Raw genomic sequence first — 16752 nt, forward strand, 5'->3', positions numbered from 1 at the left:
AATATGCTTAGTAAAAAAATATTACTAATAATATCTATCACCACTTCAGTAATCATGTCATACATGATTTTTTTTATTAAGAGTGAAGTTATGACAATAAAGCAAGAGATTTCTATAATTAATCAGCAAATATTAAGTGAAAAAGATACAATCAATATCTTAAATGCTGAACTTTCCTACTTAATTACTCCAGAAAGATTAAGAAGATTATCAAACAAATATTTAGCATTATCTGCCCCTAATAATTTATCACAGATAATATCCGATCCTCTATCTAATAATCATATAGTAACCAAAAATTATAGGCATATTGCAAATAAGCAAAATAAAAAATGGAGATATAAATATCCTAAAGATACATCAAAATTATGTATATCAAATAAACAAAATACTAAGAAATGTATTCAATAAAAATTAGATTGATTGTGATAATTATTGTTTTTATTTTATGCTTCTTAACCATATCATTCAGATTAGTATGGCTAGTATTTTCGAACCCATTATTACAAACTTCTAATAATATTACAAAAAAATATGAAATTAATAACAGATTGAGTATAGTAGACAGAAATTCTGTACTACTCGCAACCAACATACCTGTATCTTCTGTATTTGCTAATCCTAAGAAAATAATTAATCATGAATTTACTGCAAATAAAATTGCTAATACACTATCAGATCCAGATAAAAATACAATTTTACATAATATTAGACAAAATAAAAAATTCACTTGGATTAAAAGAGATATAACCTTAAAAGAAAAAGAAATATTATCAAATCTTGCATTACCAGGTATTGAATTTGAAAATAGTAGAAAAAGAATTTATATCTATGGAAACATTATACCACATGTTATAGGATATTTAGGACGCGATCTCGATGCTTTAGCTGGAGTTGAAAAATATTTTAATAACTATCTTTCTAATAAAAAAAATATCGATACTAATAACCAAGATTCTCAATTACAATTATCTATTGATATAAGAATACAAAATATTTTAAATCAAGAACTTAATAATGTAATAAAAAAATTTGATGCAGCAGCAGCAGTCGGGATAATAGCCAACCCTAATAATGGAGAAATACTTGCTATGGTGAGTAAACCAGACTTTGATCCTAATAATTTTGTATATCATAAAAACTCTAACCAATTTTTTAATATTGCCACTCAAGGTGTATACGAAATTGGATCATGTATGAAAGCCATTACTCTATCTATAGCTATTGACACAGAAGCTGTAACTATTCACGACGTATATAACTTAGATAATATAGAAATAGATGGTTACATAATTAAGGATTATAGAGCATTTAAAGGGTGGAATACTATTCCAGAAATATTTGTAAAATCCAGTAATATTGGTATCAGCTATATTGCTTTAGATACTGGTAAAGATAATCTTTATCAATATCTTGAACAGCTTGGCTTGCTTTCTAAATTACAAATAGAATTACCAGAAATTAGTTCACCAATTTATATTAAATATAATAAATGTACTGCACTTAATCTTATCACTATGTCTTATGGTTACGGCATTGCTCAGAGTCCCTTACATTTTGTTAGATCTATGATTCCCGTAATAAATGGAGGGATACTATATCCTATGACAATTATTAAAAATGGTAATAATAATATTGCTGGAAAAAGGTTATTTAAGGAATCTACATCAAATGATATGCGCAAATTAATGAGATTAGTAGTATCACGTGGAACAGGGAAAAAAGCTGATATTAAAGGGTATTATGTAGGAGGTAAAACTGGTACTGCACACTGTGCTAATAATAAAAAATATGACAAAAATAGACTGATATCTTCATTTGTAGGAGCAATGCCCATGCATGATCCACAATATATAATATATATAGGAATATTTGAACCAAAAATCACTGAATTTTCTGGAAATTACCTAAGTGGAGGGTTTGTTGCAGCACCAGCAGCTAAAAATATTTTTGAACAAATTATCGCAATAAAAGGAATACAACCTTTAGATGATAATTATCCTACAATACAAAATTTATTAGATATCAATTATAGTACTAATAGTAATTAGTTAGTATACAATATTGAATAAGAAATTGAATAAATGCAATATTATGTGTAATATAAAGAACCAACTAAGAAAAATTTTTAGTAATTCTAAAATTAATTCTTTAGCAGAAAAAATTGAGCTGCTAAAAGCAGGAGATGTTTTTTTTGCAATCAATGGAGTTAATACTGACGGCAATAATTACATAGATAAAGCTTTACAACTTGGAGCTTCCATTATTTTTACAGATAATATTCATAATCAGGATATTAAAAAAAATATTCTTTATGTAGAAAATATAAGATTAGTATACGCCATTGCTGCAGGCATGTTTTATCCTGGATATCCAAAATATTTGGTAGCGGTCACTGGTACTGATGGTAAAACTTCTGTTACATCATATGTAAGACAAATTTTACAATTACTCAATGTAAATAGCTGTGCTATAAATACTTTAGGTGTTGAACATAACTTAAATATCCAAAATCTAAAATTTTCTAATTATCCACTTTTATCACCTGTAAAATTAAGACAGTCATTAAATATATTATATAAAAATAATATTAATTATCTATCTCTTGAAGCTAGTAGCCATGCGATCCACCAAAAAAGATTTGGAGAATTAAAGATGACTACAGCAGCATTTACTAGCTTTTCTCAAGATCATTTAGATTACCATAATAGTATGGAGGATTATTTAGCTACTAAACTTAATTTTCTTACAAATAATCTGATGGATGGTGGAAAACTAGTACTAAACTCTGATATATCACGTATAGAACAGATTAAATCTTTCTTGGACAATAAAAAAATTAGATACAATACCGTAGGTACAAAAGGAGATATCAGTATTACTAATATAGAATCTAATTTATCAGAGCAAAGTGTCACATTCACTTACAATGGCAGATCTTATAACACGAAAATTAATATCATAGGTAGATTTCAAGCTTACAATATATTGATAGCTGCAAAATTAGTTAATAATCTTGGATTTGATTTTCATAATATTTTATCTACTTTTAATATGTTATTACCAGTAACTGGCAGATTACAAAATATTACATCTAATATTAATAATAATAAAAAATTTAATATATTTGTAGATTATGCTCATACTCCAGCAGCACTACAAGCTGTACTATTAGATTTAAAAAAATATTTAGTTAATAAAGGAAAACTAAAAGTATTATTCGGCTGTGGAGGTGATAGAGATAAATCAAAGAGATGTGTTATGGGGAAAATAGCATCCCAGATAGCTGATTTAGTAATAGTAACTAATGATAATCCACGCTTTGAAGACTGTAAAACGATCAGGGAAGAAATTATTGATGGTATCAATAATAAATCTATTGTTAAAGAGTTTGATAATAGAAGAAATGCAATAATAGATACTGTAAAAAATCTCAATAATAACGATATCTTATTGATTGCAGGGAAAGGACATGAAAAATATCAAATCATTGGAAATAATAAAATTGACTTTGATGAAATATCAATAGTAAAAGAGGTGTTATCTAAATATTGTTTATAACAAAAATCATTAATAGCATCTATTTTATACACATGCAATTAATATACAATTAATATTGTATATCGCGATATACCAAAAATGCTGTAATAGCTTTTGCTTTAACTCATGAAATTATTAAGTTTGATCAACTTTTATACAATATATCTAGAATAAAAATCTACCAAAATATTTTTCACTTCATCTGGATTATTAACTTTATTAATAGTAGCTCTAAATATTGCAGAATCCTTTAATCCAGAGCTATACCAAGCCAGGTGTTTTCTAGCAATCTTAAGACCTACATCACTACCATGATATTCTATCATGGCATTATAATGATCTAAAACTATTCTAAATTGTTGATGTAATGTAGGATCTGGTTTAGAATGGCCTGTTTTAATAAAATGATCAATTTGCGATAATAGCCACGGCTTACCATAACATCCTCTACCTATCATAACACCAGCTGCCTTAGAAAGAGACAAAGCCCTTTTGGCAGTATCAAAGCACTTTATATCTCCATTGATAATTACAGGTATAGTTTTGACTTGTTCTACTACATTTTTAACAAAAGCCCAATCAGCAACACCAGAAAAAAATTGTGATCTAGTACGTGCATGAACAGTTATCATCTTAATACCAGAATTTTCAGCAATTTTTGACAATTTTACTACATTTTTATTATTCTCATCCCATCCCAATCTCATTTTTAATGTTACTGGTATATTTACTGCTTTTACAGTATTTTCAAATATCTCTGTAGCTAATTTTTCATCCTTCATTAGTGCTGAACCTGCATAACCATTGGTAATCTTTTTTGCAGGACACCCAAAATTTAAATCGATAATTTTTGCCCCTGCATCCTGATTAAGCTTTGCAGCTTCAGATATTATCTTTGCTTCACAACCAGCTAATTGTACACAGGCAGCTGAATCTTCTTCTTTTATTATAGCGGCCTTTTTTAAAGCTTTTGAAGCATTATTTATCATAGCTCTACTTGCAACCATTTCAGAAACTACTAAACCTGCCCCAATTTTTTTTACTAACATTCTGTAAGGTAAATCTGTTATGCCAGACATAGGAGCCAATATCACAGGGCTAGAAAGTACTAAATTTGCAATTCTAATCACATAATTCCCAATTTTCTTATATGCTCTATATTTTTTAATCTATACGCATATTATATTACAAAACCAAATATAGCTATTAATAAAATTTATATATCCGAATAATATTATATATGATAAACTGGTTTATTAGACTGGTTGTATCAAGATTTTTTATGAGTTTATGTCAGATAATTTTTTGAAGAATAATATTATAAAAATTAGTGTACTACATTATACGACTTTGGCTACCACCATATGTGTTTTCATATCTGTTTACTATATTGAATATATTAAACAGATTGCTTCATGCGTTTTATGTATCTACCAGAGAATACCGTATATAGCTTTACTAATATTTTCTATACAAATATTAGCAAAATATTATAATGGAAAGATCAGTGTTAGCAAAAAACAAACTATAGATAATGTGATACTACTACATATCTGTGTAATATTGGTACTAATATCCGCTATAATGCTTGCAGGATACCATTTAGCTGTAGAGCAGGGCATAATTAACCATTCTTGCGGATCTATGTTGATCAATCATAATTTATTCCAGACAAAAAATATATTAGAAAATATATTAGAAGAAAGACAGATTATTAGTTGTAATATACCCGGATTATTTATTTTTGGTTTATCTTTAACAGCTTGGAATTTTATTATAAATCTACTACTAGTTATACCATATATATATATTACTTATCACTTGTATAATAAAAAATATAAATAATAAATATTTGAGATGCCTAAGCCATTTTTTAATGTTCAAAATAAATTAGAAAAAATAATCCGAGTGAATCATGCAGGAGAATTTGGAGCTCAGAAAATTTATTTAGGACAACTACAAAATATTAAAGGAAAAGAAAATCAAGAAACCATTCAGCATATGTTAGAACAAGAAATACAGCATCTTGAGTATTTTAGATCACAAATAGAACTACAAAAAGTTAGACCAACTATTATGATAGGGATTTGGTCAAAAATAGGTTACTATGCAGGGATGATTACTGGAGCATTAGGTGTAAAATTATCAATGATTCTAACAGAATCGGTAGAGAGTGTTATTGAAAAACACTATAAATCACAATTAAATTCATTAAATACATTACATTTAAAAAATTCAGAACTCTATTCTAAAATAAAAATATTTAGAGAGGAAGAAATAGAACATAAAGATTTGTCACTAGAATTTAATACTGAAAAAAGTCTGATTTTTAGTATGTTAAGTAAATTTATAGAAAAATCTTGTAATGTAGCAATATTTATTAGTAAGAATTTTTAATATATTAAAATCAATAATTTTAGGATAAAACATATGAAATTATTTTTAATGAGACATGCAGATGCCAAATGTTTAGATAATAATAAAGCAGATTCTGAACGTATATTAACAAAAAATGGTGTATTAGAAGCTACTCAGGCTGGAAATTTTCTAAAAAATTATTCACTAGATAAAATACTGGTTTCTTATATAACAAGAGCATTACAAACATATTCTGTAATAACTTACGTAACAGGAGATATAAATACAGAAATAGTTAAAAGTTTATATAGCAATGATTTGAAAAATATAGTAGAGCTTATTAAAAAACAGAATGATAAAAATAAGCACATATTAATTATAGGGCATAACCCTAGTATACATTATTTTGTACAGATATTATCAGATAAGTATTCTAAATATTACAGCATTTTAAATACTATGATGCCAAATTCAAGGATTGTAGCAGTAAATTTGTTTATAGATAGTTGGGTTGATTTTTCTTTAGAAGTAAAAAGAGAAATAATAACAGTATTCACTCCTAAAGTTCAAAAATGTACATAGAATTTTCTAATATCTTACCTTCAAAAACTACATTTAGATAACTAATATAATTGAAATTAAATGGAAAAACAAATTGTAGATGTATTACAAAATCTTAAATCCTGGCCCTTTATCGAAGCAAAAAAAATATTACTGCGTATAAAAAATACTGTTCCAGATAAAGGTTATGTTTTGTTTGAGACAGGTTATGGACCTTCTGGATTGCCTCATATCGGGACATTCACTGAAGTACTCAGAACTACCATGGTAATGGAAGCATTTAAAAAAATTTCTGATATACCCACTAAACTAGTATGCTTTTCTGATGATTTAGATGCCTTAAGAAAGGTTCCTGATAATTTACCAAATCAGGATATGTTAACTAGCAAATTAGGGTTACCACTCACATCTATACCTGATCCCTTTGAAAAAAAGGGCAGCTACGGAGAATATATGAATGCTAAGCTTTGTAATTTTCTAGATCATTTTGGATTTGAATATGTATTTTACAGCGCTACAGAACTTTATAATTCTGGTGAATTTGATAAAATGATACTCGTAGTACTAGAAAAATATGAACAAATTATGAATATCATGTTACCTACACTAAGAGAAGAAAGGAGAAAAACATATTCACCGTTCATGCCTATATGCCCAAAAACCGGGTTGGTATTACAGGTTAAAACAGAACATATTGATTATAATAATAAAACTATATTATATAAAGATAATAATGGAGAATTAATAGAAACACAAGTAACTAAAGGAAAATGTAAATTACAATGGAAAGTAGATTTCGCAATGAGATGGGCTCATCTTGCGGTAGATTATGAAATCTATGGTAAAGAACATAGACCGAACACATTAATATATCAAAACTTATGCAAATTACTAGGAGGAGTTCCACCTATATTGCTATTTTACGAATTATTTCTAGATAGTAATGGAGAGAAAATTTCAAAATCTAAAGGTAACAGCATAGCTCTAGAACAACTAATAAAATACGCCCCAGTTGAAGCTATATCTTTATTCGTATACCATTCTCCTAATAGAGCAAAAAAAATAGACTGGAGTATAATACCAAAATCTATTGACGAATATTTATTACTAAATGAACAATTTCACGGTACAAATACTGATTTAGTACAAAAATTAGATAATCCAATATTTCATGTACACAAAAATAATATACCAAAAGTAAATTCTTTTGGTCTTAGTTTTAGCTTATTATTAAATTTAATTTCTGCCTGCAATATTTCTGATAAAAATATCCTATGGAATTATATTAGCAAATATAATAGTAAAGTAACAAAAAGCAATGGTGATTATATTAGTAAATTACTTGATGTAGCAATTAGTTTTTATTTTGATATTATTAAAGATCAAAATAAATCTTATATTGCAGATGATAAAACAAAAACTGTGTTATATAAAATTGCTAACAGCCTTGCTACTTTAGAAAACAAAACAGTCACTGCGGAGTATATCCAAAATATAATATATGATATAGGTATGAATAGCGATTACCCAAAACTTTCAGAATATTTCAAAGCATTATACAGAATTTTACTTGGGCAAGATATGGGCCCCAGATTCGGATCTCTTATCCTATTGTTAGGGATAAATAATACAATAGAATTAATAAATTCTAAGCTAAAAATCTAGGCTAAAAGATAGATAATTAATCATAAATTAAGTTATACAAAAATATTATAGAGTATGAATTATACGAAAGTCATTTCTGATGTTTTTGTATTTATATTTTCCATAATATACATTATATATTTATTATACTGATGTTAAATAACATCAAATAACCTTGGTATTAGCAAGATTTTAATATAAAACCAGATTACAAATTTTTTTAGGAACTATTATAATTTTTTTAATTTTCGGTCCATCAACAAGGTGTTTTTTAACTATATCAAGATTTAAAACAGTTTGCTTTATTACTTCCTCTGTAGAACTAATATCGAAATTACAAGTTGTTCTTAACTTTCCATTAATTTGTACTGCCAAAACATATAAATTAGATTTTATTTTAACTGGATCATATTTTGGCCATAATTGATCTGTAAGATAACTACTACTACCAGTCAATTGCCATAATTCTTCTGTGATATGTGGCACAAAGGGATTCAAAAGCTGTATCAAGATTTTAATAGACTGCTTTAATAGATCCCTACTGACATCAAGCTTTACCAATGATTCAGAAATAGAGTTAAATAATATACGAATTTGTGCCAAGGCTTTATTTAAATGTATATTTTCTATATATTCTGTAACATTCTTTATTGTTAAATTAACTATAGAATCTAATTGTTTATCACTAATATTTTGCGTTGATAAAGTTTTATCAAAAAAAATGATATTGGTAATATTAAATAATTTTTGTATAAATTTTTGTATTGCCACTACTGATTTTTGTGACCATAAGATATCGTTATTTATAGGAGTATCTGATAATAAAAACATTCTTACTACATCTGCTCCATATTGATTAATGGTGGAATCTAAATCTATAACATTAAGTTTGGATTTACTCATTTTTTCTATTTTGCCCTCTATAACTCTTAATCCTGACTTAATATGCACTAACTCTCCATTATGCTTTACTACATCTGAAGGATACACCCAATTATTATTAGAATCCTTATAAGTATTAGATAATACCATTCCTTGAGTAGTCAAAGATATAAAAGGTTCTCTTACCTTAATATACCCAATATCACACATTACCTTAGTAAAAAATCTCGAATATAAAAGATGTAACACTGCATGCTCTATACCGCCTATATATTTATCTACAGGGAACCAATAATCTACCTCTGATGTATCTAGCATAGAATTATGTTGAGGAGAACAAAACCTTAGAAAATACCATGAGGAATCAAAAAAAGTATCAAATGTATCAGTTTCACGTCTAGCATTTTTATCATAGCATTTAGGACAACTTACATATTTCCATGAAGGATGGTTATCAAGCGGATTACCATGACCATCCAACTTAATATCATAAGGGAGCTCAACTGGTAAATCCTTAATTGGTACTGGGACAATTCCACAAAAATCACAATATATAATAGGAATTGGTGTCCCCCAGTATCTCTGCCTTGAAACTAACCAATCACGCAGCTTATAATATGTAGCTTTTTTACCTATTCCTAATTCTTCTATTTTCTGTATTAATACGGATCTAGCTTCAATTAAAGATAATTTATTGATAAAACCAGAATTTATTAAATAAGAATTGTCATCATCATATTTAACAAAAGGCAATGTTAAAGGATCATTATCACTATCAATAGCAGAAATTACTTGTTTGATATCTATATTAAGATCACCCAATTTATTGATAATACATGCTAATTCATAATCCCTTGTATCATGTGCAGAGCAACCAAAAATAGCTCCAGTACCGTAATCCATCAACACATAATTTGCAATCATAATTGGTAGTTTTATACTATTATCAAAAGGATGTATAGCATATAGCCCAGTAAATACTGCATTTACTTGCTGTTTATTAGCATGGTTCATTTCCAACAATTCTTTCATGGTATCTTTTATAAATTGATCTATAATAGATTTGATGACACCGTCCGATTGTTCATAGACTTGTTGAATAAATGGGTGATTATAAGCTATAGCTACAAAGCTGGCTCCAAATATTGTTTCTGGCTTAGTAGAAAACACTTTAACTGTTTTTCCAGAAAATTTTTCTATATTAAATTCTAATTCAACCCCTTCTGACTTCCCTATCCAGTTTTTTTGCATATTTTTAACATTATCAGGCCATTGTGTTAACGTTTCAAGATCTACTAATAATTCTTCTGCATAATCAGTAATCTTAACTAACCACTGTTTTAAGTGTTTTTTTTCTACTCTAACTCCTGATCTCCACCCCATACCATCTACTACTTGCTCATTAGCAAGTACTGTATTATCTACAGGATCCCAATTCACTAAGACATATTTTTGATATGCCAAGCCTCTTTTGTATAATTCCAAGAAAAATTCCTGCTCGTATTGATAATAATCACTATCAGAGGTAGATAGCTCCCTACTCCAATCATATGAAAGCCCTATTTTTTTTAATTGTGACTTCATAGATTCAATATTACTATAGGTCCATCCTTTAGGGTGAGATTGATTCAAAATAGCAGCATTTTCTGCAGGTAATCCAAATGCATCCCAGCCCATAGGATATAATACGTTATACCCGCAAGATCTCATAAATCTTGCTATTACGTCACCGATTGCATAATTCCTCACATGTCCTACATGAATTTTCCCTGAAGGGTAAGGAAACATTTCTAAAATATAAGATTTTTTCTTACTAAAATCTCTACTAGCCTTAAAAGCATTATTGTATTGCCACAACTTCTGCCATTTTTCTTCAATAGACTTAATATCTAAACTCATACAACTAAATATTTAATAGATCTGAATTAAGCAATACAGCTTAAAAGAATTTATTTATAAAACAGTATAACCCACTGTTATAAAGTATAATTATAAGCAATAATACTGACTTAAAATCATAAAAAACAAATAGTAGAAATCACTATTTAGTTTGTTGATTTATCAGTGTCCTTATCTTTATCAGTGTCCTTATCTTTATCTTTAGCGACTTTACTGATTAGTTTATTTAAATCAATCAATGAACCGGTAGAATCAAAAAAACTCTCTATTGGGGATTTAGGATATTCACTGCCAAAGCTGGTAAAACTACCAAGAGCAAAACATCCTACAAAAAAAACGTAAAAGAAAAATTTATACATAACAATAAAGTAAAAAATTAAAATAAACAAAAATACACAGCAGATTGCTATCACCTATAAATGAAATTGCATTTCACTTAAATATTTATAACCAAAATTAAAAATTTGTTATTTATAAACAAATATTATATATTTATCTATCTAGAAATCTAGAAAAGAATGTATTTTTGTTGTATAAAAATCGATATTCAAGAATTTGTTACTACAACTACATAATGAGATATACTAATTAGCATTAATTTTTATTATTAAACAGTCTTAAAGATGCTCAAAAACTACTTTACAAAAAAATATAACTTTGATGAATATCAAAACGAAATCAAAGACTTTTGGCAACAAAATAAACTGTATGAATGGGATCCAAACAATACTGATAAAGATAAGACATATATAGTAGATACCCCACCCCCTAATGTATCAGGAAAGCTACATATAGGGCATGTTTATAGCTATTCACATAGTGATTTCATAGTAAGATATAAACGTATGCAGGGCATGAATGTGTTTTATCCTATGGGATATGACGATAACGGGTTACCAACAGAACGTTTAGTAGAAAAGGTAAAACAAATTAAGGCATCAAAAGTAGATACATCAGAATTTATTAAAAATTGTAAGGAAGTCATTATAGAAGAAGAAAAGAAATTTTATAATATTTTTAATAAAATTGGATTATCCCTTGATTGGCAAAATGAATATAAAACAATCAGTCCTTTGGCTAAAAAAATATCACAAATGTCCTTTCTAGACTTAGTGAAAAAACAGCAAGTCTATAGAGCAACTCAACCAATACTATGGGATACAATTGATCAAACAGCTTTATCTCAAGCAGAAATAGTAGAAAAAGAAGAATCTACATTGATGAATTATATAACATTCCAAACTACATATAATATAGATATAGTAATAGCAACTACCAGACCAGAGTTGCTACCTGCATGTGCTGCAATATTTATTCATCCAGATGATAATAGATTCAAACATTTAATTGGATATGAAGCTATTACTCCATTATTCAAAGTAAAAATACCTATCTTATCAGACGAGTTAGTGGAACAAAATAAAGGTACAGGAATTGTAATGTGCTGTAGCTTTGGAGATCAACTAGATCTAATTTGGTATAGGAAACATAATTTAATAAGTCAACAAATTATCAATAAATACGGTATAATAGAAGAATTACAGTTTAATTCTAATTCATTAGATCCAGCAATTGCCCAAAAATATATGAAACCACTTGCAGGACTTAAGGTATTGGAAGCAAGGGATCAGATTATTAAATTACTATACAACAGTAACTTAATAGTAAAACAAGAAAAAATAATTCATAAACTCAAAGTAGCAGAAAGATCAGGAGGAACCTTAGAATTTTTGAATACACCACAGTGGTTCCTAAAAACTATAGCTCATAAGGAGGCTATTTTAAAAAAAATTGATGAGATTAACTGGTATCCACAAGAAATGAAAGTTAAATTACAAACTTGGGTTAAATCTTTATCTTGGGATTGGTGCATTAGTAGACAAAGATATTTTGGAGTCAATTTTCCTGTGTGGTATTCAAAAAGAACAGGAGAAGCTAATAAAGTAATATTTGCGGAAATGAATCAGTTGCCGATAGACCCCAGCTATGATTTACCTTCAGGTTATACCAGAGAAGAAGTAATAGCAGATGTACACGTCATGGATACTTGGGCTACTAGCTCTTTATCTCCTCAAATAAATTCACATGGAGTTTCTAGCAATATCTTTATTGATAAAGAACGTCACCAAAAGATATTTCCAGCTGATTTAAGAGTACAGGCGCATGATATAATCAGAACATGGGCATTTTATACGATATTAAAATCCTACTTACATCAAGAATCCATTCCATGGAAAAATATCGTAATAAGCGGTTGGTGTTTAGCAGAGGATAAAAGTAAGATGTCAAAATCTAAGGGCAATATCATTACTCCTGATAAATTACTTGAGGATTTCGGAGCTGATCCAATAAGATATTGGGCAGCAAAACCAAAATTAGGTTCAGATGCAACTTACTCCCTAGATACAATAAAAATTGGTAAAAAACTAGTAAATAAATTATGGAATGCAGCATCTTTAATCAATAGCTATATTATTAATATAAATCAAGAATTTGATCTGACATTATTAATACAGAATATTTATTGTGAAATTGACAAATATTTAATATTTAAATTACAAAAATTAATACAAGATACCACTGAAGAATTTGAAAAATTTCAGTATTCATCAGCTCTAAATTTGGTAGAACATTTTTTTTGGCAAATATTTTGTGATCAATATTTAGAAATTACTAAAATAAGATCTTACAACCAAAATAACTCAAATATACTAGCAGCTAAAAGTGCTGTATGTACCCTCCTCTACTCTTTTGAAATATTACTTAAATTATTTGCACCATTTCTCCCTTATATTACTGAAATAATATACCAAAAATTATTTAGTAAAAATCTTGAATCAATACATGCTAAAAACACATGGCCTGAAAATGAAACAATTATAACTTTTAAAGAAATAAAATTAGTAGAATCTGAGTATTTAATCAAAATATTAGAATTAGTTCGTAAATTAAGATCAAAACTTAATTTATCTATGAATAGTCTGATAAAAAAAATTCAAATATTTGATAACAAAAATCATGATATCTCAATGACGGATGACTTACTATCAGATTTACAAAATGTTACTTCCAGCAGTAATATAGAATTTATACATGATACTCCAAATATAGAAATAAAAAACGAGAAAGCTTTTATTACAGAAGATAATATGCATATAAAATTCATTTTTTAGATATGACTAAAAATTACTTTCAGTTATTTGATTTAGAGAATTTGTTTGATATAGATAGAGAAAAACTAAACAAAAAATATAAAGAATTGCAGAAACAATATCACCCAGATCAAATACAAAAAAAACCTCAGCAAAAAATAGATACCACCATTACATCATCATACATTAACAATGCTTATAATATATTGAAGGATAACTACCTTAGAGCAAAATATTTACTCGAAATTAGTGGATACGCATTAGATGATTCATCTTTAAATAATAGATTGACTAATGATGAATTGGAGTCTATCTTGAATGAGTTTGAGTATATAGATACCAATGAAAATAAAATCCTACTACAATATAAATTAAATGAATATCTTAATAATAAAGAGTTATTATTGAATGAGCTTGCAAGATTATTTACTCTCACTAGAGATTTCAGTAAAGCACAATATCTTACAATAAGGCTTAATTTTATTAATAAAATGATTGCAAAAACTAAAGATAAAATCAATCAATGAGAATAAAAATAAAATAATATGCAAATACTAGATATTGAAGATAAAATTAATCAGGGGTTAGTAGATAAAAATATAGTAGCTATTGATTTTGGTACATCCAATTCTTTAGCAGCTATAGCTAAAAATGATAAAGTGATAATAATAAAAGACCATTTAGAAAGAGAAATTATTCCTTCTATTATCACACTAAATAACAGTAAAGTAATTATTGGAGATAGAGATCAAAAAAAATTTACTATAAGATCTATTAAAAGATTATTAGCAAAATCTTATGCAGAAATATTGGAAAATCCATTACTAAAAAATAATATTACTAATGATTTAACAATCAAGAATGAAAAACTTCCTAAAATTTGTTGGATAAATAATCAATATACTGATTTTACTACCATTGCTGCTAATATTTTTGCCTATTTAAAAGCATCTGCAGAACTACAGCTAAACTCTAAAATAATATATTCAGTAGTATCAGTACCAGCTTACTTCAACGATAATGCAAAAGGACAAATATTGTTAGCTGCAAAAATTGCTGGATTTGAAGTTATCAGATTAATAATGGAACCAACAGCTGCTGCATATGCATATAACTTCCATAAGCTAAAAAATGGACAATATTTAGTTTATGACCTAGGAGGAGGAACATTTGATATATCAATATTACAAATGGAAAATGATGTATTGCAAGTGCTAGCTGTAAAAGGAGATAACATGATTGGAGGAGATAATATTGATCAAATATTGCTTGAATATTTATTGCAAGAAAAAAAGATTTCTAAAAACACTAGTGGATTACTAAATATTATTAAAAATATTAAGGAATTACTTTCAAAGGATATTAAAGTAGATTTCATTATTGATAGTATAAATTATGTTATATCCAGAGAAGAATTTGAACAAATCATAATGAGTCTTATATTAAAGACTATTAAAATAGTTCAAGATTTAATAATAGAAACACAGATATCTAAATTTGATGGTATAATTTTAGTTGGAGGTTCAAGTAAAATTCCTTTAATATCTACAGAATTAAAAAAAATATTACAAGATACTACGATATATTCTTACATTGATCCAGATAAAGCGGTAGTAATTGGAGCTGCATTACAAGCGCAAAATTTATCTGAGCCCAATAAAGATTTTACAAACCGAGCTTTACTAATAGATGTAGTACCATTATCACTGGGTATAGAACTTTATGGAGGAATTACTGAAAAAATTATTCCGCGTAATTCCCCTATCCCATGTACAGTAATGAAAGAATTTACAACTTATGTTGACAATCAATCTGCAATAAAAATACATATACTACAAGGAGAAAGTGAAATGGTAGAAAATTGTAGATCATTAGCATTATTTGAGTTAAATAATCTTTCACAATCAAAAGCAGGAGAATTAAGATTAGAAGTGACTTTTACTATTGATGTAAATGGAATTTTGTCTGTTACAGCTAGAGAAAAACACTCATCTAAACTTCATAACATAGATATTAAACCCAGTTATGGCTTAAATCAATGTGATATCGAAACTGATATACAAAATGCCTATAAAAATTTGCATATAGATTTTAAATCCAAAATGCTTGTAGAAACCAAAATAAATGCAAGATATCTAATAAATGACATCCAAAGATTTTTACAAAAAAAATCTGATCCCTTAATAAATGATCAACAAAATGAAATTCTAAATGTTATAAAATTATTAGAACAACATATAGAACTCAACAAGTATAATGAGATAATTTTCTATACTCAAAAATTACGAGACTTAGTATCTCAGCTAATAAAAAATTAGCATTTATTTATAATAAAGTAAATATCATGTCAGAGGAAAAAATTAGAGTAACTTTTATTACAAAAAAAAATGAAGAAAAAACAGTAGATGCTATGGTAGGATTATCAATTTTAGAAGTAGCACATATGAATGATATAGATCTAGAAGGAGCATGTGAGGGATCATTAGCATGTGCTACATGCCATGTAATTCTAGAAGAAGAAACTTATAATAATCTAACACCGCCAGAAGAAGAAGAAGAAGATATGCTAGACTTAGCATTTGGGCTAACTCAGACCTCAAGATTAGGATGCCAAATTATTCTGACTAAAGAGCTTGATGGTATAAAAATTAGGTTGCCTGCTTTAACAAGGAATATTAATATATAGAATATTAATCACTGAATAATGAAATAAATG

At 27.6% G+C, this 16752-nt stretch carries 14 protein-coding genes; 11 read left to right on the forward strand and 3 right to left on the reverse strand.

Annotated elements, in window-relative coordinates; genetic code table 11:
- Window positions 1-3: 3 nt before the first annotated feature.
- Genes ftsL through IHI24_RS00745 form a run of 3 tightly spaced genes read left to right on the forward strand, consistent with a single transcriptional unit; the run spans window position 4 to window position 3561 of the window.
- Window positions 4-411, forward strand: coding sequence for a cell division protein FtsL (gene ftsL / locus IHI24_RS00735; protein WP_194966158.1), 408 nt, complete (start codon window positions 4-6; stop codon window positions 409-411).
- Entirely contained in the window at window positions 399-2051 is a 1653-nt protein-coding gene (locus IHI24_RS00740) for a peptidoglycan D,D-transpeptidase FtsI family protein (protein WP_194966159.1), read from the forward strand. Before ftsL ends, IHI24_RS00740 begins: the two co-directional genes overlap by 13 nt.
- 43 nt (window positions 2052-2094) lie before the next feature.
- Window positions 2095-3561, forward strand: coding sequence for a UDP-N-acetylmuramoyl-L-alanyl-D-glutamate--2,6-diaminopimelate ligase (locus tag IHI24_RS00745; protein WP_194966160.1), 1467 nt, complete (start codon window positions 2095-2097; stop codon window positions 3559-3561).
- 131 nt (window positions 3562-3692) lie between these two features.
- Here IHI24_RS00745 and dusB read toward each other — a convergent pair whose 3' ends face one another.
- Window positions 3693-4670, reverse strand: a complete 978-nt coding sequence (dusB, locus tag IHI24_RS00750) for a tRNA dihydrouridine synthase DusB (RefSeq protein ID WP_194966161.1) — start codon at window positions 4668-4670, stop codon at window positions 3693-3695.
- A 160-nt stretch (window positions 4671-4830) separates the two neighbouring features.
- Here dusB and IHI24_RS00755 point away from each other — a divergent pair, with 160 nt between their 5' ends.
- Genes IHI24_RS00755 through IHI24_RS00770 form a run of 4 tightly spaced genes read left to right on the forward strand, consistent with a single transcriptional unit; the run spans window position 4831 to window position 8124 of the window.
- Window positions 4831-5385, forward strand: coding sequence for a disulfide bond formation protein B (locus IHI24_RS00755; protein WP_194966162.1), 555 nt, complete (start codon window positions 4831-4833; stop codon window positions 5383-5385).
- 12 nt (window positions 5386-5397) lie between these two features.
- The gene (locus tag IHI24_RS00760) at window positions 5398-5937 is read left to right on the forward strand and encodes a demethoxyubiquinone hydroxylase family protein (RefSeq protein WP_194966163.1); all 540 of its coding nucleotides are present in this window, start codon (window positions 5398-5400) and stop codon (window positions 5935-5937) included.
- A 33-nt stretch (window positions 5938-5970) separates the two neighbouring features.
- Window positions 5971-6480, forward strand: coding sequence for a SixA phosphatase family protein (locus IHI24_RS00765; RefSeq protein ID WP_194966164.1), 510 nt, complete (start codon window positions 5971-5973; stop codon window positions 6478-6480).
- A gap of 60 nt (window positions 6481-6540) precedes the next feature.
- Window positions 6541-8124 (forward strand): lysine--tRNA ligase, encoded by a 1584-nt coding sequence (locus IHI24_RS00770; RefSeq protein WP_194966165.1) that lies wholly within the window; start codon window positions 6541-6543, stop codon window positions 8122-8124.
- A 171-nt stretch (window positions 8125-8295) separates the two neighbouring features.
- Here IHI24_RS00770 and leuS read toward each other — a convergent pair whose 3' ends face one another.
- On the reverse strand, window positions 8296-10872 hold the full coding sequence (leuS, locus tag IHI24_RS00775) for a leucine--tRNA ligase (protein ID WP_194966253.1): 2577 nt from the start codon (window positions 10870-10872) through the stop codon (window positions 8296-8298).
- 158 nt (window positions 10873-11030) lie between these two features.
- Window positions 11031-11243 (reverse strand): hypothetical protein, encoded by a 213-nt coding sequence (locus tag IHI24_RS00780; RefSeq protein ID WP_194966166.1) that lies wholly within the window; start codon window positions 11241-11243, stop codon window positions 11031-11033.
- Window positions 11244-11507: 264 nt separating this feature from the next.
- On the opposite strand from IHI24_RS00780, the gene IHI24_RS00785 reads away from it, so the two are divergent.
- The 4 genes from IHI24_RS00785 to IHI24_RS00800 are packed head-to-tail and all read left to right on the forward strand — an operon-like array spanning window position 11508 to window position 16722.
- Window positions 11508-14057 (forward strand): valine--tRNA ligase, encoded by a 2550-nt coding sequence (locus IHI24_RS00785; protein WP_194966167.1) that lies wholly within the window; start codon window positions 11508-11510, stop codon window positions 14055-14057.
- A gap of 2 nt (window positions 14058-14059) precedes the next feature.
- A complete protein-coding gene (gene hscB / locus IHI24_RS00790) occupies window positions 14060-14563 on the forward strand; it encodes a Fe-S protein assembly co-chaperone HscB (RefSeq protein ID WP_194966168.1) in 504 nt (167 codons plus the stop codon).
- Window positions 14564-14581: 18 nt separating this feature from the next.
- Entirely contained in the window at window positions 14582-16354 is a 1773-nt protein-coding gene (locus IHI24_RS00795) for an Hsp70 family protein (protein WP_194966169.1), read from the forward strand.
- Between the two features lie 26 nt (window positions 16355-16380).
- The gene (locus tag IHI24_RS00800) at window positions 16381-16722 is read left to right on the forward strand and encodes a ferredoxin family 2Fe-2S iron-sulfur cluster binding protein (RefSeq protein ID WP_194966170.1); all 342 of its coding nucleotides are present in this window, start codon (window positions 16381-16383) and stop codon (window positions 16720-16722) included.
- The last annotated feature ends 30 nt before the right edge of the window (window positions 16723-16752 follow it).

Source organism: Rickettsia endosymbiont of Cardiosporidium cionae (assembly GCF_015476335.1).
GTDB lineage: Bacteria > Pseudomonadota > Alphaproteobacteria > Rickettsiales > Rickettsiaceae > JADHZC01.

What these genes read in the sequence shown, in the direction of transcription:
- ftsL (WP_194966158.1), top strand. Translation starts at nt 4, where the DNA reads ATGCTTAGTAAAAAAATATTACTAATAATATCTATCACCACTTCAGTA.
- IHI24_RS00740 (WP_194966159.1), top strand. Translation starts at nt 399, where the DNA reads ATGTATTCAATAAAAATTAGATTGATTGTGATAATTATTGTTTTTATT.
- IHI24_RS00745 (WP_194966160.1), top strand. Translation starts at nt 2,095, where the DNA reads ATGTGTAATATAAAGAACCAACTAAGAAAAATTTTTAGTAATTCTAAA.
- IHI24_RS00755 (WP_194966162.1), top strand. Translation starts at nt 4,831, where the DNA reads ATGTCAGATAATTTTTTGAAGAATAATATTATAAAAATTAGTGTACTA.
- IHI24_RS00760 (WP_194966163.1), top strand. Translation starts at nt 5,398, where the DNA reads ATGCCTAAGCCATTTTTTAATGTTCAAAATAAATTAGAAAAAATAATC.
- IHI24_RS00765 (WP_194966164.1), top strand. Translation starts at nt 5,971, where the DNA reads ATGAAATTATTTTTAATGAGACATGCAGATGCCAAATGTTTAGATAAT.
- IHI24_RS00770 (WP_194966165.1), top strand. Translation starts at nt 6,541, where the DNA reads ATGGAAAAACAAATTGTAGATGTATTACAAAATCTTAAATCCTGGCCC.
- IHI24_RS00780 (WP_194966166.1), bottom strand. Translation starts at nt 11,243, where the DNA reads ATGTATAAATTTTTCTTTTACGTTTTTTTTGTAGGATGTTTTGCTCTT.
- IHI24_RS00785 (WP_194966167.1), top strand. Translation starts at nt 11,508, where the DNA reads ATGCTCAAAAACTACTTTACAAAAAAATATAACTTTGATGAATATCAA.
- hscB (WP_194966168.1), top strand. Translation starts at nt 14,060, where the DNA reads ATGACTAAAAATTACTTTCAGTTATTTGATTTAGAGAATTTGTTTGAT.
- IHI24_RS00795 (WP_194966169.1), top strand. Translation starts at nt 14,582, where the DNA reads ATGCAAATACTAGATATTGAAGATAAAATTAATCAGGGGTTAGTAGAT.
- IHI24_RS00800 (WP_194966170.1), top strand. Translation starts at nt 16,381, where the DNA reads ATGTCAGAGGAAAAAATTAGAGTAACTTTTATTACAAAAAAAAATGAA.